A 21,873-nucleotide genomic window follows, 5' to 3' on the forward strand; every position below is an offset into this window, starting at 1 on the left:
ATGCGTCCTGTCCGGAGCTTCCAAGTCAACCTTCAGCAGTTTGCCATATGAATAAAAAAACCTCGCAAAGCGAGGTTTTTTTTCGTCTTAAATCTATATGGGTCTACCTTAGATTTTTTTGACGTTTGCTGCCTGCAAGCCTTTGGGACCATTGGTGACATCGAAGGATACTGCTTCACCTTCGGCAAGTGACTTAAAGCCTTCTCCCACAATGGCAGAAAAGTGTACAAATACATCTTCCCCATTGTCTTGCTCGATGAAGCCGAATCCCTTCGCATCGTTAAACCATTTTACTTTGCCCTGTGCCATTTTTACTGCCTCCTTTTGTTGCCTCCGGGTCTCTGCCGGATCATGTTAATACTGCAGTTTCCGGAGTCTTGGGCAGGAAAACGTCAAAGTCAGATGCTTTGTGTTTCCATTGATTAACGAACTTCCGAAACTTGCCGCCTTGTAATAATTAACAGCATGTAATTACTTTGTCAAGAGCTTTACCGTCATTGCCTTCAATTTTTAGAACATATTTATTCTGCCTATGAACGCCATAAGCAGACCATAATGCTGATGGTCGAACTGAAGAGCTATGCGTGGCAAATCAAGAAGATCAGGTTCATCCTGTTCTTCCTGCAGCGGTGCTGTTGAAATAATTTTAGTGCCTGAATTGTGCAACTCCGGGAATTCTTTTTCCAGCTCGTCTATGTTTGCTCTGGAAAGTTCCTTGTTAAGCCTGATAATCAATCTTCTATTTACAAATCTCAAGGAATGGTAGTTGCGATAAAAATCTTCAATTACCTTTACAGCCTCTTTTTCACTACGGGTGATGGTGAAAATAGAGAAATCTTCAGCAGAGATAAAGCCTCTGCCCAGCATGCGTTCTTTTATAAATATAAACCATTGTTCCCAGTAACCGTCATCATCATCAATGAGAACAAGGGGTTTTGGTGAGGTCTTACCGGTCTGAATAAGGGTGAATACCTCCATTGCCTCGTCCAGTGTACCGAATCCCCCGGGAAAAACGGCGATAGCGTCTGCCTCCTTGACAAAAGCGACTTTACGATTGAAAAAGTATTTGTAGGTAATCAGACGTGGGTTGGCAAGCATGAAGGGGTTCGGTGCCTGTTCGAAAGGAAGCCTGATGTTTACCGCAAAGGAGCTTTCGCTGCCGGCGCCTTCGTTGCCGGCCTGCATGATGCCGGGACCGCCGCCGGTAATAATCATGTAGCCTTTGTCGGCCAGCAGCCTGCTGAATCTGACACACTTCTGGTAAGCTTCTTCCTGCGGTTCTGTTCGGGCTGAGCCGAAAATAGTGACCTTGGTTCTGTGCCGGTAAGGCGAGAACACTTTGTTGGTGTAACGCATCTCCTTCATGGTGTTACTGAGAAGTTTCAGGTCGGCCAGGTAATCAGTATCCTGGCCGGCTTTTAGCGCTGAGATAATCATTTCACGTACAAGTTCCTGATGATGAACTCCACCGGCTTTTCCGATGAGAGAGTCTATTGCTTCATCTATTTCCTTGTTCGTCCTGTTAAAACTAAGTTGCATATTAAAAATCCTCTCAAATTGATGCAATATATCATTTGATGACATCATAGGCAAATGTTTACTATTATTGAACAAATATTAAATTGATTTGTCTGGTGGATTTGTTTACATTACCACGCAATAGAACCCAATTAAGGAAAGGATGCATTTTATATGGGAATGACCATAGCCGAGAAGATATTTAAGTCGCACCTGGTAGACGAACCCTTTTCAGGAACCAGAGTGCTGAAGCTTGATGTTGTAATGTGTCATGAAATAACTACGCCGATAGCCATCGCCGACCTGATGGAGAGGAAAAAAGACCGGGTTTTCGATACAGGCAAAATAAAAGCGGTAATTGATCATGTGACTCCGAGCAAGGACAGCAAAACCGCTACCCAGGCGAAGATGTTGCGTGACTGGGCGCGTCGACACGCCATCCCGGATTTCTTCGATATTGGCGCCAATGGGGTCTGTCACGCGTTGTTCCCTGAAAAAGGCTATATCCGTCCCGGCTATACCGTAATCATGGGTGATTCACATACCTGCACCCACGGTGCTTTCGGGGCTTTTGCCGCCGGTGTCGGCACCACTGACCTTGAGGTGGGCATTCTTAAAGGTGTCTGTGCCTTCCGCGATCCAAAGACGATCCGGATCAACCTGAACGGAAAGCTTCCCAAAGGGGTCTATGCAAAAGATGTGATTCTCCATGTCATCGGAAGGCTTACGGTCAATGGCGCAACTGACCGGGTAATGGAGTTTCGGGGGGCTGTTGTGGACTCGATGACCATGGAGTCTCGCATGACATTATGCAACATGGCGATAGAGGCAGGTGGTACCTCCGGCATCTGCATGCCCGACAGTGTGACGGTAGACTACCTGTGGCCCTTCATCAATAAGGAGTATGCCAGCAGGGAGGCTGCTCTGGCAGATTTCAAAAAATGGTGGTCGGATGAAGATGCCACCTATGATCAAGTGGTGGATATTGACGTTTCGAGTCTTGAGCCTGTGGTCACCTTCGGTTATAAGCCGGATCAGGTGAAAACGATCGGCGACATTGCCGGCACCCCGGTGGATCAAGTCTACCTTGGTTCATGCACTAACGGCAGGCTTGAGGATCTACGGATAGCTGCAGCGATTCTCAAGGGAAAGAAGATAGCTTCATCGGTGCGGGCGATTCTCTCGCCGGCAACTCCTAAAATATACAGCGATGCTCTCAATGAGGGTTTGATCGCCATATTTATGGATGCAGGGTTCTGTGTGACCAATCCCACCTGCGGCGCCTGTCTGGGAATGAGCAATGGAGTGCTGGCTGAAGGAGAGGTATGCGCTTCCACCACCAACAGAAATTTCATGGGCCGCATGGGCAAAGGGGGAATGGTGCACCTGATGTCGCCCGCGACTTCGGCGGCTACAGCCATTGAAGGCAAGATTGCCGACCCCAGAAAATATCTATAATCTTAAGGAGAACAATAAATATGAAAAGCTTCGCCGGACCAGCACTGTTTCTTGATCGCTCCGACATAAATACGGATGAAATCATCCCTGCCAAATACCTGACGGAAATCACCAAGCAGGATTTGAAGCCATATATATTAGAAGACCTCAAGCTGCCTGGATTCGATCCTAAAGGAGAAAAGACCGCAAAGGCAAGGGTGGTAGTGAGCCGTGCCAATTTCGGTTGCGGCTCCTCACGGGAGCATGCACCATGGGTTTTTGAAGTCAATGACATCAATGTGGTAATAGCAGAATCCTTTGCCAGGATCTTTCGTCAGAACATGTTCAACTGCGGCATGGCAGCTATAGAGTTGCCTGATCAGAGTCTTGATGTCCTCTTCGGCTATTCGGGATATGGTGATACCGTCATTGCCGTCGATATCGAAGCCGAGAAAATTTCAGTCCGGGGGGGAGGGAGAGAAGACGCATTGTCCTTCCAGATTTCTCCCTTTGACAAGGCATTGGTTCTTGCCGGCGGCTGGGTCGACTATGCTGACAGCAAGTATTGATTCAGCTGCCTGATTGGACTTGATGCCCGAAAGACCCGATTCTGTCGGGTCTTTTTTGTTGACTAAACTTCCTTCATGAGGATAATATCCCTAGTTCTCTTCCTGGGTATCCTCCCCTTATCATGCCCAGAGATTGCATCCTCAGACGAGGTTTATGCGTATTACAATATCAGCCATAGCGGTATTTCTCATCATTCTCTCCTCAGTAACAGCTTCTGTTGCAGAGGGCGAGGATGCTAACGCCGAAGCCGGCACAATATTCACCCTTTGGCCCCTGCTGGATTATCGGGATAGCCCGAAGGACGGGTTTCGCAACATCTCCATGCTTGGTCCGTTTTTCAAGTTCCAGCACAACAAGGAAGACCATGACACGGCAGTTCGTCCGCTGTTTTACCAGACAACGAACCGGCACAATGGAACAAGCTCTGCAGACTATCTATATCCCCTTGCATCAAGGGATGTTTCGCCGGAAGTTGCCACATTTCAATTTCTGAAACTGGTGCAGAGCAACAGCTACCGAAAAGACGAGCCGGAACAGCAGGAAAAGGATGCGATGTTTTTTCCTTTCTACATCAGTGGGAAGTCTGAAAAATATGGCCCATATACCTCGGTCTTTCCTTTCTATGGCGACATCTATGAACGATTCTGGCGGGACGAGTACCATTACGTGCTTTTTCCCCTCTATGGCAGAACGGCTAAAAAAGGGACAACCACCCGTAACTACCTGTATCCTTTCTTTTCTACCGTCGAAGGGGAGGGGGAGAAGGGTTTTCAGTTCTGGCCCCTGTATGGGCAAGCTTCCAAGGAGGGAGCCTACTGCAAGCGGTTTGCCCTGTGGCCCATTTTCTCCGCTGAGAGCAGTCGTCTGAACACGGACAATCCGACCCATAAAGTGGCGTTATTGCCTTTTTATGCGGCGACCAATTCGCCGCAAAAGGTTTCCCGGTCATATCTCTGGCCCTTTTTCGGTTATACGGACGATATTGCCAGAGATCAACACGAAATTGACTACTTCTGGCCCTTTTGGCTGACAGTGCGGGGGAGTACAAGGAATGTGACAAGCGTGCTCCCTTTCTATTCGGTTGACCGGGGCAGAGAATCCCTCAAGCGCTGGTATATGTGGCCGTTGCTGAAGCGCGAGGAGATAAGTTCCAGCTCCTACAGTCAGCACCTGGACAGAGTCCTCTTTTTTCTATATACCGACAGCAGGGAGACATGGGCTAAAGACGGCAGCGAACGGCAGCGTACCGCTCTTTGGCCGCTCTTTGTTTACAAGAAGGATACCCGCGGTGTAATGTCTCTGTCCGTGCCCGCCCCTGTGGAGCCGATATTCGATCGGGACGGCATAGAAAAGAACTGGGCGCCGCTATGGCGGATATATCAACAACGGTGGAATGAAACCGGAGACTCTGCCGTATCCTTTATTTGGAACCTTTACTGGCATGAGGTCCGGAATGAATCACTGGCCTATGAGCTGTTTCCGTTCATCCAATTTCAGTCAGACAGCAAGATGAGCGATTTGAAACTGCTTAAAGGCCTGATAAGGTATCGGAGCAGCAACGGAACCAAAAATCTAAGTCTGTTATGGCTTCCCTTCGGTTTCAACTGGGGCAGTACTGCCGCAGATGTTGAGGCAGAGGCCTCTGCAATCCCAAGGAGCACACAATAATGGCGGGTGCCATCGACAGAATCGGCAGAAAGGTCATAAAGTTCCATGAAATTATCGGCGAGATGCTGATACTTTTGGGCCAGACTGTCTACTTTTTCCGTGAAGCGCCTCGCAACCTGGCAAGCATCTTTGCCCAGATGGCTATCATAGGTTATGAGACCTTGCCGGTTGCCTCAGTGATGGCGTTTTTCGTCGGCATGGTGCTCGCGCTACAGACCGGGGTCGAGTTGAACAAGTATGGCAGCCAGGACATAATCGGGGCGATTGTGGGACATTCAATGGTCAGGGAGCTGGGCCCGGTCATGACAAGTTTTCTGGTGGCAGGTCGGGTCGGATCGGCCATGGCTGCGGAACTTGGCGTGATGAAGGTCTATGAGGAGATCGATGCCCTGAAAACCTTGGATATCAACCCGGTCCGCTATCTGGCCATGCCTCGTTTTATTGCCTGTATTGTCTGTGTGCCGGCGCTGGTAATCTACTCCGACTGCATCGGTATTGTCGGGGGCGCGATCATAAGCAACCTTCATCCAAAGATTTTTGTTTCTTATTCCACATATTACGACAGTCTTACGGCAGCATTGAAATTCCAGGAGATAGGCAACGGGTTGATCAAGGCATTTGTCTTTGGCGCCATTGTCGCGCTGGTTTCCTGCTATGTGGGGTTTAAGACATCAGGCGGCGCAAGGGGCATCGGTATTTCAACAACAAGATCTGTGGTCTGGTCATTCATGCTTATTCTGGTTGCGGACTATTTCCTCACCAGGCTTTTAATGTGAGTTTTACAGTGGTAATTCAAGTGGTTCTTACTGGAGGTCCAGCTAATGGCGATTTCAGTTGAAAAAAAAGTAGGCATCTTTTTTATATTAGGACTGATTCTGTTCGGCTTCATGCTGGAAGTGGGGGAGAAATGGAACCCCTTCGAAAAAAAGGTGATGTATAAAACCTTTCTTACAAGCATTACCGGGTTGAAGATTGGTGACCCCGTGCGTTTGGCAGGCGTGGATGTGGGGAAGATCGATAAAATCACCATCCTTGAAGAAAAGGTCCAGATCGATTTCGAAGTGAAGCCCGGGACCAGGATCAAAACCGACTCGGTCGCCACCTTGCGTCTGACCAACCTTCTGGGGGGGCAATTTCTGGGGATATCATTCGGTTCTCCCGGTGCGCCAATCCTTCCCCCTGGTGGGACGGTGAAAGGACGGGATGTGGCAAACATTGACATTATCGTCGATAACGTGAGCGAGGTGGTCCAGGATGCGAAGCTTCTGATCACTCAGCTAAACGAAAACCAGAATGAGGTTATGGGCAAGATCAGCGCCATTCTCGATGATAACCGCACCAACCTGCAAAGCTCCATTGCCAACATCAACAGCATAACTACCAAGCTCGACCGTGGGGACGGTTCTCTGGCCATGCTGCTCAATGACAAGCTTCTATATGAAAACTTCCGCGATGCCTCGGCCAGTGTGAAAAACATTGCCCTTAAGATAGATAAGGGAGAAGGCACCATCGGCAAACTCGTCAACGATGATCTACTTTACAGCGACGCCAGGTCCGCCATGGCCAGAATCAATGACAGCATGAAGGATGTCAAGGACATAGCAGCCAAGATCAACCGCGGCGAAGGCACCATGGGCAAACTGGTGAATGATGAGGCACTTTATAACGAGGTGCGGGATGCTTCCAAGAATATCAAGGAAATAACGCGCAAGATAAATGACGGTGAAGGCACTCTGGGCAAGCTGGTCAACGATGACAAACTTTACCGCGACACTACCGCCACACTGAAAAAGGCGGAAAAGGCCATGGACGGGCTGGGAGATACCGGGCCGATCCAGGTACTGGGCAGTGTCATAGGCACACTGTTTTAGCAGGTTGTTGAAAAACTATTGCGGACCCGCGGGGCCTAAAGGGTCGCTCTGCTTCGTTGCCGCTCGCTCGGAAACTCAACGTACATAAGGTACGCCTCGTCTCCTCGCTCACTTGAGCCTTGCATAGCGCTCTCCTCGTGATGTTTTTCAACAACCTGTTAGAGAAATGCGTGGTGTGGAAAAGCAAAACGAAAATGGCGCTGTCAAAGCGCCATTTTTCATCTGGAGGGAATTGTGGTTGATTTTTTTTCGATTGCAGTGGGGACTGTGACCATGCGGCCCTATGTCTTTGCCTTCTTTGCCGTATATCTGGTGGCTGCGGTAACCCATCTGGGTTGGCGAAAGACTTTGTATTTCACGGCAGTCGGCTATGCCATTTCATTTCTTTCGGAAGTCAGCTCCATTAACACGGGTTTTCCCTATGGTTGGTATTACTATGTGGAGGCTACCAAGGGTAAAGAGCTGTGGATTTTCGGCGTTCCTTTCTTTGACTCTCTCTCCTATGTATTTCTTGCCTACTGCAGTTATACTGCTGCGCTGCTTGTGGTATCTCCCATCAAAGCCTCCCGCAGGGACGTAGTTACACTTGAAACCAGCTCAATTCGCAAGTCCTTTTCAGTGTTACTGCTGGGATCGCTGTTTCAGGTTTTTCTGGACATAATAATTGATCCGGTGGCACTGCAGGGGCACCGCTGGTTTCTCGGCAGGATTTACGGTTATCGGGAAGCAGGCTACCATTTCGGCATTCCATTTTCCAATTACGCCGGATGGTTTCTGGTAAGTGCACTAATGATTTTTGCCCTGCAGCGGATCGATGCCCGCACCGGGAAAAGGGGAGAACGGCCGAAAGGAGTAATTGTTGCTCCTTTCCGTTCGCTGTATGGGCCGGTACTCTATCTGTCCGTTATCGTCTTCAACCTGACCATAACCGTGATCATCGGCGAAAGGCTGATGGCCATGACCGGCATTTTCATCTTCACGCTGCCGATTGCTATTTCCGCCGTTCTGATTGCTCGCAGGGCAAACAGGTATACGGAGGCGGAACTGGCTGAGCATTTGGCTGACTATCCTTATATTGCCCGTTGTGGAACAGGGGGAGGAGTTGCCGGGAATCGTGAAGTATGATGCTGTTGCCCGACCTCAGGCCATTATTGATTGTGGGTGCTTGCACAGCGGCAGCTGAGGTAAAAGAGGTGGGGCGAAAAGTGGCTTTCTCCGCTGCCGTTACTATCTCGTCAACGTTTTTTCCGTCTTCTGGGAAGGCGGACAAGCCGATGGTTACACAGGCCTTGGCAAGTGGAGCGCCATCCAGCTGAGCAAGAGCATCGATTATCTTCAGGCGAATTCTTTCCCCCACCAGTGTCGATTCATTTTTCCCCGTATCCGGCAGTATGATGCAAAAGGAGTTTTCTCCGTATCGGGAAATCACGTCCATCTCGCGCAACATTCCTCTCAGCACAACGGCAATGGCTTTCATTGCTCTCTCCCCGGCATTGCCCAGGCTGAACAGCTCGACGCGCATCAGGGCCAGGCTGCGGGTCAGCCTTTTGCAGCGGCTGATTTCTTCCTGCATCCTTTTGAACAGAAACTTGCGATTATAAAGCCCGGTCGACGGGTCGCCGACCGCCACTGACCGGCAGCTCGCCCAAGCTGCCTTTGCCGTTGCATGGTGCACCACCCCAGCCACATGATCGGCAAAAAAGCTCAGGGTTTCAAGATCCTTCTCATTGAACGTTCCACCGTTTTCCTTGTCGGAGATGTTTAAAACGCCGATTACCTGCTGATTGTAACTGAAAGGAAGGGAGACGAAGGACTTCGTCCTGAAACGGGACCTATTCAGCCTTGCGGTGCGTGAATCGTTTTCGATGTCGCTGGCCACAATAGGAGACGCATCAGCTGCTACTTTGCCGGCGATTCCTTCGCCAACCTTGACCGTAAAACTTTTTGCCAGATGGGAATTTATTCCCCTTACCGCTTCGATGTGCAGCTCTTCGCCGTTCTTGTCCATGACCATGAAAGAGCCGTTGCTGGCGCCGACGAGGCCGGTGGCCGCATTGAGCAGTGAATCGTAAAGCTCATTGTGATCGTCGATCATGAGCATAGAGCTTATCAGCTCGAGCATTTTCTGGGATTGAGTATTCGCTCGAAGCAGCTGTTCTTCCTGCAGCAGTTGCTGTAACCGTGTTGCCACCCTTTTGCAGACAAGTTCAATCAGCGAAACATCACCCTCCCGCAATTTTGTGTCCAGAAGTGCTACCAGCCCGCAGTTATCGCCATTTGCCAGCAGCTGCAGGCAGGTAGCCATCTCCACATCTTGCTCCGGGAACAGGGAGGCTATTTCACCGCCAACAATGAAGCTCTTTCCAACGTTTTCCAGGGAGAACAGGTTATTGATCCGGTGCGGTATGATTTTTTTCACAGCAGCCGCAGGCGGTGCCCAGTCTTCAGCAATAAAAAGTTCCTGGCAGGCGCTACCGGTAAAAACTATGCCAAGACGGGGAATGTCGAAAATAATGGTCAGCGTGTCGAGAAAGAGGGAGATGGTTGCTGCACTGGTGGTCATCTTGTCCATCTCGGAGCAGATGCTGGCAACAGCGGCAAGTTTGTCCAGAATATCATCGGATGACCCTGTTTGGTGTTCTTCCGCCATATTTTCCTTGATTAGGCGAAACACCCGGTCTGCAGCGTCTTCAACATCTTTTCTGGAGACCACAGGGTATTTCTGGAAGAGCTCAAGTAGTTCCACAGGATCTCTCTGCGTCAGCTCTGCCAGTGATTCGACTCCGCCCAGATCCAATGCTTTATCTCTGACACCAGTACCGACCAGACAGTAAAGGGAATCATCCTGTAGATAAAAGGGAACAGCAAAAACATACAGCCCTTCCGGTGAGCGCAAAGTGGTCGGACGCTTGCCGATGCAGGCAATCTCGAGGATTTCGTCGAAGGCGGCAATGGGCAGGTTTACAGCCTGAGGCTGCTGATGGGCAAGGTGTAGCTTACAGCAATCGTTACCGGCGCTTGCGGCCGTACTCCAGCAGCAGAAAAGTAAAAGATGGTAGTCCTCGAGAAAGGAATAACCCTTCAGCGATTGCAGAATATTTGCAGGATCGTGTGTTGAAGAGGTGTTTACCGGCATTTCTTTCACCGTGTGGTTTTTACGCATGGGTACATCAGGCGGTACCCCCTACGGTAATCTCTGAAATGAGGAGAGTCGGTTGGGCATCGGAGACCGGAACCCCTTGACCTTCTTTGCCGCAGGTGCCGATGCCGAAACCCAGATCGTTGCCGACCATGGTTATTTTGTTGAGCACGTCAGGTCCGTTGCCGGTCAGTGTTGCACCACGGACCGGTTCAGCAATCTCTCCGTTTGCAATCAGGTAACCTTCGGAGACTTCGAAGACGAAATCGCCATTAACCGTATTGACCTGCCCCCCTCCCATTTTTTTAACGAAAAGGCCCTCCCTGACACTGTGGATTATTTCTCCAGGGGGGGTGGTGCCTGGCGCAATCAAGGTGTTCGTCATGCGGGCAATGGGTTTCGTCTGATATGACTCTCGCCTGCCGTTTCCCGTTGACAGGCAACCGTCCTTCATGGCAGACAACCTGTCGTACATGTATCCTTTCAGGATGCCGTTTTCGACCAGTACCGTCCGTTGGGCGGGTGTCCCTTCATCGTCGAAGGAGAACGATCCCCTGGCATTTGCTATTGTTGCATCGTCAATGACGGTGACAAGAGGGGATGCCACCTGGGTTTCTGCTTTCCCGGCATAAACCGACATTCCTGCCTGGGCCAGGTCTGCTTCCAAACCGTGACCGATGGCTTCATGGACCATGGTTCCCCCGGCTTCTGAGGAAAGGACCACTGCCATGGCGCCGCCGGGCGCTTTCCTTGCGCCGAGCATCATCAGGCTGCGTCTTGCTGCGGCCAGAGCAAGTTCTTCAGGACCCATCGTCCGAAAGATTTCAAAGCCGCGGCCACCGCCGATTGCCTCGTAGCCGGTTTGAACCAGGGATCCTTCTGCGGCAATGGCCTGAACCGTAAAAACGGTACCGGTTCTGGCTGTTTCGATAAATTCGCCGCAGGAATTGACGATCTGCGCTTTTGCTGTCCCATCGCGGTACATGGCAGTTACCTGGCGTATTTTCCCGTCCAAGCCCCTGGCGGCAAGGTCTGCGGCAGAGACGGTCGCGATTTTTTGCTTCAGCGGGATGTCCTCCGGTGGCAGAAGAATCGGGAAGCCTGTGCCCACAATTTTTCGCGTAAGGTCTATGACCCTGTCGAACTTCTTCCCCTTTACTGCCCGGCTCACCGTCTCGGCCAGGGCCAGGAGAGAAGACTCGCTAATCTCGTTGGTAAAGGCATATGCAGTTCTCAGATCGGAAATGACACGTATTCCCACACCCCGGTCGGCTCCGGCGAGGACTCTTTCTATCTTCGAGTCTTCGCAGACGATGGCCGTCGAGCTTCCCTCCTCGAAATATATATCGGCGAACTCGCCTCCTCCGGAAAGGGCTCGGCGCAGTATGGCGGCGCAATCGAAATGTTCAAGCATGGCAGCTTTCCTCGCAGCATGGCTGATTTTCTAAAGGCAGAAGCAGGGGCGGAAAAATCTCGTTGAAGGTTATATCCGCTTGAAGTGCATGCAGGAGCTTATCCAACTCCGAATCAAGTTCGCAGGGCACAGAGATACGGATAATGCCCTTTTTAGCATCCTCCGTACTCAAGGTGGCGAGCCCCTCATAGGCCTCCAGGATGAATTTCAGATAGACCAGGTCCTTGCTGTCCATGTGGAAATACCGCACCAGAGAATCAGGCATGAATACTCCTTCAAACAAACTTCGATAAACTATCATTTGGGAAGACAAAAAACAATAAAAGATTAAAGATTGGTAACATGAAATGATTGGGGCAGGGTCATAGCTGCAAGGCTACCGCTCCGGCCCGGCCAGCTAGTTCTCCCATGGCCATGGACGATTCGGCTGCGTTTGCGCCATGTTCCACGGCAGCTTCAGCTAGTGTGATGAAGCGGGCGCCGCGATCTTTCAGGCGTTGCAGAAGGTCAGTGAACTGGGCAGCCAGAACCCTGCCTTCAAGTTCGGCATGGATAGTGTGGACGTTGAGTCCGGGCCGCAGGCAGGCAAGGTAGTGATCGTTGATATTGTCGGCAGTTATACCGTTCTCGCCGATCAGTTCGTCCATCGTTGGCCAGGTGGTGGGAATTTGCAGGGTGGCGAAACGCCTGTTGTCCAATACCGGATAAAAGGGAGATGTGCCGCGTGAATCGCTGCAGTAGGAAAGATGCAAAGCATCTTGAATTTCCAGGGAATCTTCAGAAACCGTCCAGCCTGGAGCTGCAGTTGTTCTCGGCCGCCGCCCCATAATTTGTTCATAGAGCGCAAAAGCCCTGCCCATCTCCATGGCCACTGTTTTTTTTGGCATCCACGGCAGAAGATCGTGCCATTTCACATGGTCCCAGCAATGGATACCTGTCTCGTGCCCCATGGCGGCCGTCTTGCGCAGAATGTCCGGAAAGGCCGACCCGATCATCGGTGGCGGGAGAAGCGTGCCGTAGAGCATGGTCTTAATGCCATAGGCCGAGGGGGCGCCGGTGCGGAGCATTTTCTTCAGGAAGCCCTTTCTGGTGAAGATGCGGCGGATCGCTTTGCCGGAATTATCAGGCCCCATTGAAAAATAAAAGGTAGCCTTGATTTCTGCCGACTCCATGATTTCCAGCAACCTGGGTACTCCATCACGGGTGCCGATGTAGGTATCCACATCTACTTTGAGGGCTATGGTCGATTGGCTCATGGTTTCAGCACCTTACACTGATGCAGCAGGTAACACAAGAAGGTTTTTCCCACTGAGTTGTAGGTGGGGCTTACTGGATATATGCGGCATCTTTAAGGATATCGATGAGTTTATTTGTCAGGGGTGACGGCTTGCCTTTGGTTACCAGGATGACCGGCGAACTGACTTTGGGCGTTTTCGGCACCTTGACGCCTGGAGCGATGAAGCCGCTGGGGGCGATACCTATTGCGCCGGGGGTCTCCATGACGGATTTGCGGACTTCTTCGTAGCTGTCGGCTGACCGGAATTTGGCAGCCATAGGGGACTCTTTAAGAATTTTTTTGAGGAACGCCTCATTTTCAGCAGCTGAAGTTGAGTCCCAGACAATGATAATCTCTTGGTCCGGGCCGCCAAACTGGCGCCAATTTCTGATTTTACCGGTAAAGATGGACTTCAGCTGTTTCTGGTTCAGCTGCTTGATCCTGTTATTTTTATGGAGAAAAATCACTGTGCGATTGCTTCCAACCTCGACCATGTGCAGTGATGCCGGTGGCAGAGTAAGCCTTTTCAGGGCAGCTTCCTGCAGAAGTTCCTTCAAAGAACTGGTGGCTATAATTGCATCGACGTTTCCCTCGACCAATTGCACAAGTTCTTCGCCCGGCTCGATCTGCATTATGGAGAGGGAGGTCTTCGTTTCTTCCTCGAAGGTTTCTTTAACGGGTATGAGAAACCCGCTGATGTTTGCATCGTCGCCACCGACTTTCAAGGTCGTAGCCGGGCCAGCACAGCCGCCCGTCCAGAAGGTAATTAATAGAAGGGTCAAGAGTAGATGTGGTTTCATTACGCACTCCTTTCGGACTAAGTTTGAAAGCAAATGGCCGCTTCGATGGGAAAGCGGCCGATTTATATCATGAAGTTTATTCAGGGTATTTTTACAGCAGGTTGTCTATTTTTTCTTTTTCCTCAACCAGATAGAATTCAAGTGTTTTACGCAGGGCACTGTCTATAGCGGTGACAGGTTTCCATCCCAGTCTGGTCTCAGCATTTTTAACCGACGGTACGCGGGTCAGCATATCCTGGTACCCTTTACCGTAAAATGCATCGGAAGTGACTTCTATGATTCGACACTTCTCGGCCCGGTCACGATATTCGGGATATTCCTTGACCATTTCCCTCAGCTTCACAGCCAGTTCCTTGACCGACAGATCATTACCGGGATTGCCGATGTTGAAGATACCTCGCTCGGCACAGCCGTCCCTGTTTTCGATAATCCGCATCAGGCAGTCGATGCCGTCCTCGATGAAGGTGAAGGAACGGCGCTGGCTGCCGCCATCCACCAGTTGGATCGGTTCGCCTGCCAGAATGTTGTAAAGGAACTGGGTCAAAACCCTCGAGCTTCCCTCTTTGGCGGTGCTGATGCTGTCCAGCTTGGGGCCGATCCAGTTGAAAGGGCGGAACAGCGTATAGCGCAGGCCATCATGCTCGCCATAGGCGTAGATGACCCGGTCCAGCATCTGCTTTGCGCAGGAGTATATCCAACGTTCCTTGTTAATGGGGCCCAGCATGAGGGGGGATGTTTCTTCGTCGAACTCCCGGTCGGGGCTCATGCCATATACCTCGGAGGTGGAGGGGAAAATTACCCTCTTCCCGTATTTTACGCACTGGCGTATGATTTTCAGGTTTTCCTCGAAATCAAGCTCGAACACACGCAGGGGGTCCTTGACATAGGTGACCGGAGTGGCGATGGCAACCAGTGGCAGCACCACGTCGCATTTCTTGATGTTGTACTCGATCCACTCCTTGTTGATGGTGATGTCCCCCTCCAGAAAATGGAAACGGGGGTGACCGATGGAATGTTCCAGCTTGTTGTCGCTCATATCCAGGCCGAAGACTTCCCACTCGGTGGTGTCGAGGATGCGGCGGGTCAGGGCGTTGCCGATAAAGCCGTTGACGCCCAAGATCAGTACTTTCATTACAGTCTTCTCCTTGTAACGGCTTCGATAAAGGGCCATTTTGCGTTGTTGCCCCGCGTCGCTCGGCACTAGACGCAGCCCTGCTACGCTTTCGTACCCAGCTCCTTGGGCGCTTAGCAGCTGGCGCCTTTCTCGAAGCCGGCATGGTTATTCAAACTTTTCTGCCAACTGATATTGTTGGGAAAAACCTTCAGCGGTAGTTTCCTCTTCACCTTCCAATTGCAACTTCTTTATTGCCAGTAGTCCGTTGCCGGTTCCAACCATAAGCGGCTCAGCGGAAACGACTTTTCCCGGCTCACCACTCCCCTCTACCGGCCATGCTTGCCAAATGATGACCTTCTTCCCATTCAGAAACATGAAGGCGCCGGGATAGGGATGGGTGACGCCGCGGATAAGGTTGTAGATCTGTACCGCAGATTTGCTCCAGTCAATGCGGCCATCTGCCGGCTTCCGGCCGCCGCAGTAGTTGCCCGCTTTCAGATCCATGGGGATTCGGCCTGCCGTCCCTGCAACCAGCAGTGGCCAAGAGCGGGCAATTACGGTAACAGCGGCATCAGTCACTTTGTTGAAGACATCAAAGGAGGTGTCGGTGAATTCTATGGTTACCTTCTCCTGGTCGACAATGTCGCCGGCATCGGGTTTTTCCACCATGTAATGGAGGGTAGCTCCGGTTTCCGTCTCGCCGTTGATCACCGCCCAGTTCACCGGCACCCTTCCCCTGTACCTGGGCAGGTATGAGCCGTGCAGGTTCAGGGCACCGCACCCGGGCAGGCTGAGAATCTCCGGCTTGATCATGTTCCGGTAATAGAAGGAAAGAATGAAGTCCGGGGCGATCTCCTGCAACAGGGCCGCATTTTCCGGGAGATTGATATCGGAAGTCATATAAGGAATATAATGTTTTTCCGCCAGCTGCCGTACCGATTCAAACCAGATTTCTTCGGTGGGGGAGTCCTCGTGGGTGAAGATCATCCTGATATCCGCCCCTTGGCGGATCAGCTCTGCAATGCAGCGATAACCGACGTTATGGTAGGCGCAGACGACAATTTTGTTGAGTGCATTCACCTTAATTTTCCCTGAATCCATGTAGCTTTCTCACCACGTAGCGCGGCCGTTTGCGTACCTCCTGGTAGATCCTTCCCACGTATTCACCTACCAGGCCGATGCCGAAGATGATGATGCCGATGAAGAAAAAGAGGATGGCGAACAGGGTGAAGACCCCTTCCACCTCGGCGCCGATGATGAAGCGCCTGATAAGGAGAAATACCGCGAAAGCAATGGAAAAAACAGAAGTAAGTATCCCCATCAGGGCGAAGAGTTGTAGCGGTACCACGGAAAAACCGGTCATCAGGTCGAAATTGAGGCGAATCAGCCGGTACAGGGAGTATTTGCTTTCCCCTTCGGCCCGTTCCGCATGGGCCACCTTGATTTCAGAAGGATTTGCGGAAAAGGTCTGGGCCAGGGCCGGTATGAAGGTGGTGGTTTCCTCGCAACGGTTGATATTGTTAATCACGTTGCGGTGATAGGCTCGCAGCATGCAGCCATAATCGCTCATTTGCATGCCGGTCATTTTGTTGGTGGTGATGTTGACGATGCGTGAGGCGACCCGGCGGAAGAGGGTATCCTGCCGCTTCTGGCGGATGGTGCCGACCACATCGTGCCCCTTTTCGATCTCTGCCACCAGTCTGGGAATTTCTTCCGGTGGATTTTGCAGGTCTGCATCAAGGGTTATGACCACTTCACCGTGACTTTTCTCGAAGGCCGCCAGAATAGCCATGTGCTGGCCGAAATTGCCATTGAATTCAATAACGCCGATCTCCGGGTATTTCTCCGCCATCTGGCTGAGAATGGAGAGGGAGTCATCGCGGCTGCCGTCATCGGTAAAAATGATCTCGAAAGGTCGCCCGATTTGCTGCATGACCGGGTAAAGCCTGTTTATCAGCGGCGGGAGATTGGGCTCCTCGTTGTAAACGGGGATGACTACAGTTACATACGGTTTTTCCTGCATAACCTGGTCCTGTAACTACTTTCTATGTTTTACGATAACTTCTTTCACTGCGCCGACCACGTCCCGCGCGTCCTCATCTGTCATTTTCGGGAAGAGGGGCAGGGACAGAATGCGATAAGAGGCATAGTCGGCATTGGGGAGGCTTCCCTCAACCTGGGGCAAGTTCTCACGGTACCAGGCGTGGTGGTGAATGGCCTTGTAGTGCAATCCGCTGCCGATATTGAGCTTCTTCAGCTCCGCCATGAATTGGTCCCGGTCGATGGCCAGCATTTCAATGCGAACCAGTGGGGTATAGAGGTGCCAGGCGTGGAGTTGGTCGTACGGGGCATATCGGGGAAGTGCCAGTTCGGCCACATCGGCGAGGGCTTCATTGTAAAAATCCGCAATGGCTGTGCGCCTTTCAATGAAGCCATCCAGTCTGGGGAGCTGGTGGATACCGATAGCAGCCTGAATGTCCATCATGTTGTATTTGAAACCGGGGAGCATGATGTCGTAGTTGGGGGTGCCGGTGGCGGCAAAGCGTTTCCACGCCTCCCTGCTCATACCGTGGAATTTGAGGAGGGAAATTTCCTCTGCCAGGGATTCGTCACGGGTACAGACCATCCCCCCTTCGCCGGTGGTAATGTTCTTGTTGGGATGAAAGGAGAAGATGGAAATGGAATTGAAGGAGCCGATCTTCTCTCCCTTGTATTCTGTGCCGGCGGCGTGTGCAGCATCTTCGATAATGGCTAGATTGAATTCTTTGGCAAGGGCAAAGAGCGGGTCCATGTCACAGGACTGGCCGGCAAAGTGCACGGGGATGATGGCTTTGGTGCGGGGGGTGATTCTCTCCCTGATCTTTTGTACGTCGATATTGAGGGTGCCCGGTTCGATATCTACCAGCACCGGCACTCCTCCGCAGAGGATGATCATGCTCACCGTGGAGGCAAAGGTCATGGGGGTGGTGATGATCTCGTCACCCGGTTCGATCTTCAATGCCAGGAGCGTCAGGTGCAGCCCTGCCGTGGCCGAACTGAGGGGGACAGCGAAGGGGGAACCCACATAGGCCTTGAATTCCTCTTCAAAACGCTTCACCTTCGGGCCTGTAGTGATCCAGCCCGATTTGAGGGAATCGACTACTTCATTGATTTCGTCATCCCCGATGGCGGGAGTGGAAAAGGGTAAAAATTCTTTGCGCACCTGAAACCTCCTCTGCCCTTGCAGAACTTGCAACTATCGCACAAAATGGCTCAGGATACCATCGCTTTTTAATGGTTGGTGATGAGTATTCGTCTCCCCTGTCTCCCCAGTTCCTTGATGGGAGTGGACAGGAGTTTCTCAAGGACGACAAGCTCACGTTGCTGAACGAGGGCGAAGACCGGCCTTGATGAATTCCACAAATCGGCGAACTGGTCCAGCCCAATGAACCAGGCGGATTGGTCTCCCTGGTTGCTGCCGAATTCCAGCTCTCCCCGGCCACCGACTACGACAACGCGCCGCTGGCTGTAGAAAGGAAGCCCCTGTTCGTATTCGAAGGTGGCGACCACCGCATCTTTGCCTGCTTTCTCACGAACAATCAGGGCCAGCTCACGGGAAGATTTTCTCTGGGCGATTTTGGCGTAGATGACAGGTGGTGCGAAAAGACCAAATGAGTAGGAGAAGATGGTCAGGCTGCAAAAAAGGGCAGCCGTCTGCCCTTTCCATGAGGTTACCAGCGCGGGCAAGCCCAGGCCGAGCAAGCATAACCCGATGATGATTCCTCCCTGCATGGCTATTTGCGGCTTAGCTGCCACAAGAGGATACATGATGGCTGACAATCCCGCCAGGGTGAGGGCTATGGAGGCAACAATGACGTTTGCCTTCAGCGGTCTGAATCCCTTCTCCATTGCTGAAACAAAAGTACCGCCGATAAGTATCGCCAGGGGCAGGTAGATTGGGAGGATGTAGGGGATGAGTTTTGAATTCGATTTGGAGAAAAAGACGAAGATGACAATGACCCACAGGGCGAGAAACAGCCGTGCATCTGCTCCGGTGGTTTTCCGCTCTTTCCAGGCGTTGATGAAGGCGGAGGGGATGAAGAACGACCAGGGCAGCATGCACCCCAGGAGCACCGGGACATAGAACCAGAACGGCTTGTACCGGTTGTGCACCTTGGTCAGGAAGCGCTCGAAGTGTTCATGGATGAAGAAAAAACGGGCAAACTCCGGGTTCCTCTGGGAGACCATGACGAACCATGGAGCGGCGACGAGCAGAAAGACCAGGATGCCGGTGGGCAGACGCATCTCTTTCAGGAGCGACCATCGCCTGGTGATGAGCAGGTAGCAGAAAATGACGGCGCCCGGCAGGACAATGCCGATCAGCCCCTTGGCCAGCACCGCCAGGGCGGCAAATGCATAAAAAAGATAATAATGCAGGCTCTTATTCTTCTCTTGCGACCGTATGGCTATGACAAAAAATGCCAATGATGCTGTCATGCAGATGGTCAGGGTCGTGTCGGTGATGTTGGTGCGGCTTTGGATGAGATATCCTGCCGATGTCCCGAGAATGAGGGCTCCATAGAGCCCTTCCCGGCGGCCGAACAACTTCCGTCCCAGGTAATAGGCGAGGGTAATTCCAAGAACCCCCCACAGAGCGCCGCTGAAACGGCCTGCGAACTCGGTAAGGCCGAAGAGCTTGATGGAGAGGGCGTTAAACCAGTAATGGAGAGGAGGTTTCTCGAAATATTTCACATAGTTCAAGGTCGGCGTAATGAAATCGCCCCGTTCGAGCATTTCCCTCGGGATCTCCATGTAGCGCCCTTCGTCCGTTTCCAGCAGGGGAAGGCGTCCCAGGAAATGAAAAAACGACAAACCGAAGACGAAGAGGAGCAATCCAAGGTCACGGATGGGGCTTCCGTCCTTGTTGCGAAAGAAGTCAATCAGGCTTTGCATCTAAAGATCCTTTTTCACTGCCGGGATGGTATCTGAGAGGATTTTTCGCGTCTGACAAGATCATATCTTTCCGCATTAAACGCGAGTCTGAGGATAATGCGCTGGTTGGGATTGGCTGCCGGCACTGTTTCGCCGCCATCCGTAGTGATTTCCCGGAGTTGGTGAAAATGAGATGAAAGCGCCGGGCCGATGAATTCAAGGGTGTCGCCAATCTTGATCCTGTTGCGGACTTCCAGGATAACCGTGCCGTCGGAGAGGATATCTTCGACGATGGCGACAAATTCATGATTTCGTATATAGCTGGAATGGTACTGGTGGTCAATATCTTTCGGCGGCCCGAGAAGGAAGCCGGTAGTGTAGCCCCGGTGGCTCACTTTGCACAATTCTTCAAGCCATCGGGGGTCATATTGATAACCCTCCGGATCGGCAAAAAAGGAGTCAATGGCATGGCGATAAATTCTTACTACGGACGCAACGTAGTAGATCCCTTTCATTCTTCCTTCTATTTTCAGGGAGTCCACTCCGGCATCGATCAATCGTGGCAGGTACTGCAGAAGGCACAGGTCCTTAGAGTTGAAGATGAAGGTGCCGCCATTGTCCTCGAAAATGGGAAAGTATTCTCCCGGCCTGGTTTCTTCGACAATGGCGTAGTTCCAGCGGCAGGGTTGGGTGCATTCCCCCTTGTTTGCATTCCTGCCGCTCATGACGCTCGAAAGCAGACAGCGTCCCGAGTAGCTGATACACATGGCACCGTGAACGAAAGCTTCCAACTCCAGGGTGGTCCTTTTCCTGACCTCTTCCATTTCTGTCAGTGCCATCTCCCTTGCCAGATTGACTCTGCATAAACCTTGTTTTTGCCAGAAGAGGGCGCTTTTCCAGTTGGTGGTATTTGCCTGGGTAGAAAGATGGATGTTCCTTTGCGGAGAAACCTCGCGGATCATCTCAATGACTCCCGGGTCGGCAGCTATATAGGCGTCGAAGGGGATATTGCCCAATTCTTCCAGGTACTGCTCCAGTTCTGCAAGGTCCTTGTTGTCCGGAAAGGCGTTAATGGTGAGATAAACCTTGACTCCGTGGTCATGGGCATATTTCACTGCTCCGCCAAGTTCAGCGGTGGAGAAGTTGTCGGCCAGGTTGCGCAGACCGAAGTTTTTGCCCCCCAGATAAACGGCATCGGCGCCATAATGAACAGCAATTCGCAGCTTCTCCATGTTGCCTGCAGGGGCAAGCAGTTCAGGCTTTTTCATCATTTACCTCATTTGTTGATCATTAATCGGGATTCGGCCCCCGCTTCCGCCGACGGATGGTAGCACAATCTGTTTTGTTGTCATACCGCAAACCGTGCTTTCTCCTTGACAAAAATGGCGAAAAGGCTTTAATTGTGTTAATTTTTTGTTAAGGAGCCGGCATGCGGGTCTGGATAATGATTGTTGTCGTGGTGTTCTTTGCCTTGCTTGCAGGATGCGGCAGCAACGATCTTGTCGTCAGAAAACAGATGGAGATGGAAGCGAGAATAGAACAGCTGGCACAAGCCAATGTCTCCGCCAATACGCGTCTCACCACTCTGGCAACCGAGGTGAAGGAGCTGCAGAGCCGCCTCAACGCCAGTACAGCTGACATTGATGCTATGAAACCAGGCATGGCTGAACTGAAGGCATCCCTGGAATCTATCCACGAAAAAGTGGCGGAGTTGAACAATCCGAAGGTGTCCAAGATCGAGGTCGTCAACAGGGAACCCTCTGCAGCAGAAGGCGATTCCGCCCATCAGGATACATATGTGAAGGCATTCGGGCTTTTCAGCGCCAACAACTACAATGCGGCGATAGATGCTTTCGAAGCATTCATGAAGGCATACCCCGACAGTGAATATGTGGGCAATGCCATGTATTGGGTCGGTGAATGCTATTATACCCAGCATAACTATAATGAGGCTTTGGAGTCTTTTTCCAAGGTGATCTCCACCTTTCCCGACGGCAACAAGGTTCCCGATGCCATGCTCAAGGTTGGTTATACCCTGATCAGTATGAACGAACCGGCCAAAGCAAAGGAATCGTTGCAGGCACTGGTTGATAAATTTCCGAAAAGTCAAGCTGCAGCAAAGGCCAGAGAGAAGTTGGTACGTCTTTCAAAGTGA

The 21,873-nt window shown here is 51.5% G+C and carries 19 protein-coding genes and 1 pseudogene; 7 read left to right on the top strand and 13 right to left on the bottom strand.

Annotated features, from left to right (window positions below; genetic code table 11):
* Nucleotides 1-108: 108 nt before the first annotated feature.
* Both GEOB_RS07645 and GEOB_RS07650 read right to left on the bottom strand, forming a co-directional pair.
* On the bottom strand, nt 109-309 hold the full coding sequence (locus GEOB_RS07645) for a cold-shock protein (protein WP_012646624.1): 201 nt from the start codon (nt 307-309) through the stop codon (nt 109-111).
* Nucleotides 310-510: 201 nt separating this feature from the next.
* On the bottom strand, nt 511-1,539 hold the full coding sequence (locus GEOB_RS07650; RefSeq protein ID WP_012646625.1) for an LOG family protein: 1,029 nt from the start codon (nt 1,537-1,539) through the stop codon (nt 511-513).
* 153 nt (nt 1,540-1,692) lie between these two features.
* Between GEOB_RS07650 and GEOB_RS07655 the strand changes: the two genes are divergently transcribed.
* The 6 genes from GEOB_RS07655 (at nt 1,693) to GEOB_RS20405 (ending at nt 8,189) form a co-directional block, all read left to right on the top strand.
* Nucleotides 1,693-2,976, top strand: a complete 1,284-nt coding sequence (locus GEOB_RS07655) for a 3-isopropylmalate dehydratase large subunit (protein WP_012646626.1) — start codon at nt 1,693-1,695, stop codon at nt 2,974-2,976.
* Nucleotides 2,977-2,996: 20 nt separating this feature from the next.
* Nucleotides 2,997-3,524, top strand: coding sequence for a 3-isopropylmalate dehydratase small subunit (locus tag GEOB_RS07660; RefSeq protein ID WP_012646627.1), 528 nt, complete (start codon nt 2,997-2,999; stop codon nt 3,522-3,524).
* A 154-nt stretch (nt 3,525-3,678) separates the two neighbouring features.
* Nucleotides 3,679-5,193 carry a hypothetical protein gene (locus tag GEOB_RS07665; protein ID WP_012646628.1) on the top strand — a complete coding sequence of 505 codons (1,515 nt, stop codon included), beginning with the start codon at nt 3,679-3,681 and terminating at the stop codon, nt 5,191-5,193.
* A complete protein-coding gene (locus GEOB_RS07670) occupies nt 5,193-5,969 on the top strand; it encodes an MlaE family ABC transporter permease (protein WP_012646629.1) in 777 nt (258 codons plus the stop codon). The genes GEOB_RS07665 and GEOB_RS07670 overlap by 1 nt, the downstream gene beginning before the upstream one ends.
* Nucleotides 5,970-6,014: 45 nt before the next feature.
* Complete coding sequence (locus GEOB_RS07675) at nt 6,015-7,064, top strand: MlaD family protein (protein WP_012646630.1); 1,050 nt, start codon at nt 6,015-6,017, stop codon at nt 7,062-7,064.
* A 234-nt stretch (nt 7,065-7,298) separates the two neighbouring features.
* The gene (locus GEOB_RS20405) at nt 7,299-8,189 is read left to right on the top strand and encodes a carotenoid biosynthesis protein (RefSeq protein WP_012646631.1); all 891 of its coding nucleotides are present in this window, start codon (nt 7,299-7,301) and stop codon (nt 8,187-8,189) included.
* 88 nt (nt 8,190-8,277) lie between these two features.
* Here the strand turns inward: GEOB_RS20405 and GEOB_RS07680 are convergent.
* The 11 genes and pseudogenes from GEOB_RS07680 to GEOB_RS07730 all read right to left on the bottom strand — a co-directional run.
* Nucleotides 8,278-10,227, bottom strand: a pseudogene (locus tag GEOB_RS07680) (diguanylate cyclase); the annotation flags it as partial.
* Nucleotides 10,228-10,234: 7 nt separating this feature from the next.
* Nucleotides 10,235-11,617 (bottom strand): TldD/PmbA family protein, encoded by a 1,383-nt coding sequence (locus tag GEOB_RS07685; RefSeq protein WP_012646632.1) that lies wholly within the window; start codon nt 11,615-11,617, stop codon nt 10,235-10,237.
* A complete protein-coding gene (locus GEOB_RS07690; protein WP_012646633.1) occupies nt 11,610-11,882 on the bottom strand; it encodes a DUF4911 domain-containing protein in 273 nt (90 codons plus the stop codon). The genes GEOB_RS07685 and GEOB_RS07690 overlap by 8 nt, the downstream gene beginning before the upstream one ends.
* A gap of 97 nt (nt 11,883-11,979) precedes the next feature.
* On the bottom strand, nt 11,980-12,873 hold the full coding sequence (locus GEOB_RS07695; RefSeq protein WP_012646634.1) for a 4-deoxy-4-formamido-L-arabinose-phosphoundecaprenol deformylase: 894 nt from the start codon (nt 12,871-12,873) through the stop codon (nt 11,980-11,982).
* A 70-nt stretch (nt 12,874-12,943) separates the two neighbouring features.
* Nucleotides 12,944-13,693, bottom strand: coding sequence for a substrate-binding domain-containing protein (locus GEOB_RS07700; protein WP_012646635.1), 750 nt, complete (start codon nt 13,691-13,693; stop codon nt 12,944-12,946).
* Between the two features lie 91 nt (nt 13,694-13,784).
* Complete coding sequence (locus tag GEOB_RS07705) at nt 13,785-14,825, bottom strand: bifunctional UDP-4-keto-pentose/UDP-xylose synthase (protein WP_012646636.1); 1,041 nt, start codon at nt 14,823-14,825, stop codon at nt 13,785-13,787.
* A 147-nt stretch (nt 14,826-14,972) separates the two neighbouring features.
* Nucleotides 14,973-15,887, bottom strand: a complete 915-nt coding sequence (locus GEOB_RS07710) for a formyltransferase (protein ID WP_230199032.1) — start codon at nt 15,885-15,887, stop codon at nt 14,973-14,975.
* A gap of 1 nt (nt 15,888) precedes the next feature.
* On the bottom strand, nt 15,889-16,830 hold the full coding sequence (locus tag GEOB_RS07715; RefSeq protein ID WP_012646638.1) for a glycosyltransferase: 942 nt from the start codon (nt 16,828-16,830) through the stop codon (nt 15,889-15,891).
* 15 nt (nt 16,831-16,845) lie between these two features.
* Nucleotides 16,846-18,009, bottom strand: coding sequence for a DegT/DnrJ/EryC1/StrS family aminotransferase (locus tag GEOB_RS07720; protein ID WP_012646639.1), 1,164 nt, complete (start codon nt 18,007-18,009; stop codon nt 16,846-16,848).
* 68 nt (nt 18,010-18,077) lie between these two features.
* Nucleotides 18,078-19,739: a glycosyltransferase family 39 protein gene (locus tag GEOB_RS07725; RefSeq protein WP_012646640.1), complete on the bottom strand. Its 1,662-nt coding sequence runs from the start codon at nt 19,737-19,739 to the stop codon at nt 18,078-18,080.
* A 14-nt stretch (nt 19,740-19,753) separates the two neighbouring features.
* Nucleotides 19,754-20,986: a peptidase U32 family protein gene (locus tag GEOB_RS07730; protein ID WP_012646641.1), complete on the bottom strand. Its 1,233-nt coding sequence runs from the start codon at nt 20,984-20,986 to the stop codon at nt 19,754-19,756.
* A 161-nt stretch (nt 20,987-21,147) separates the two neighbouring features.
* Between GEOB_RS07730 and ybgF the strand changes: the two genes are divergently transcribed.
* Nucleotides 21,148-21,873 (top strand): tol-pal system protein YbgF, encoded by a 726-nt coding sequence (ybgF, locus tag GEOB_RS07735; protein WP_012646642.1) that lies wholly within the window; start codon nt 21,148-21,150, stop codon nt 21,871-21,873.

Source organism: Geotalea daltonii FRC-32 (assembly GCF_000022265.1).
Classification (GTDB): domain Bacteria; phylum Desulfobacterota; class Desulfuromonadia; order Geobacterales; family Geobacteraceae; genus Geotalea; species Geotalea daltonii.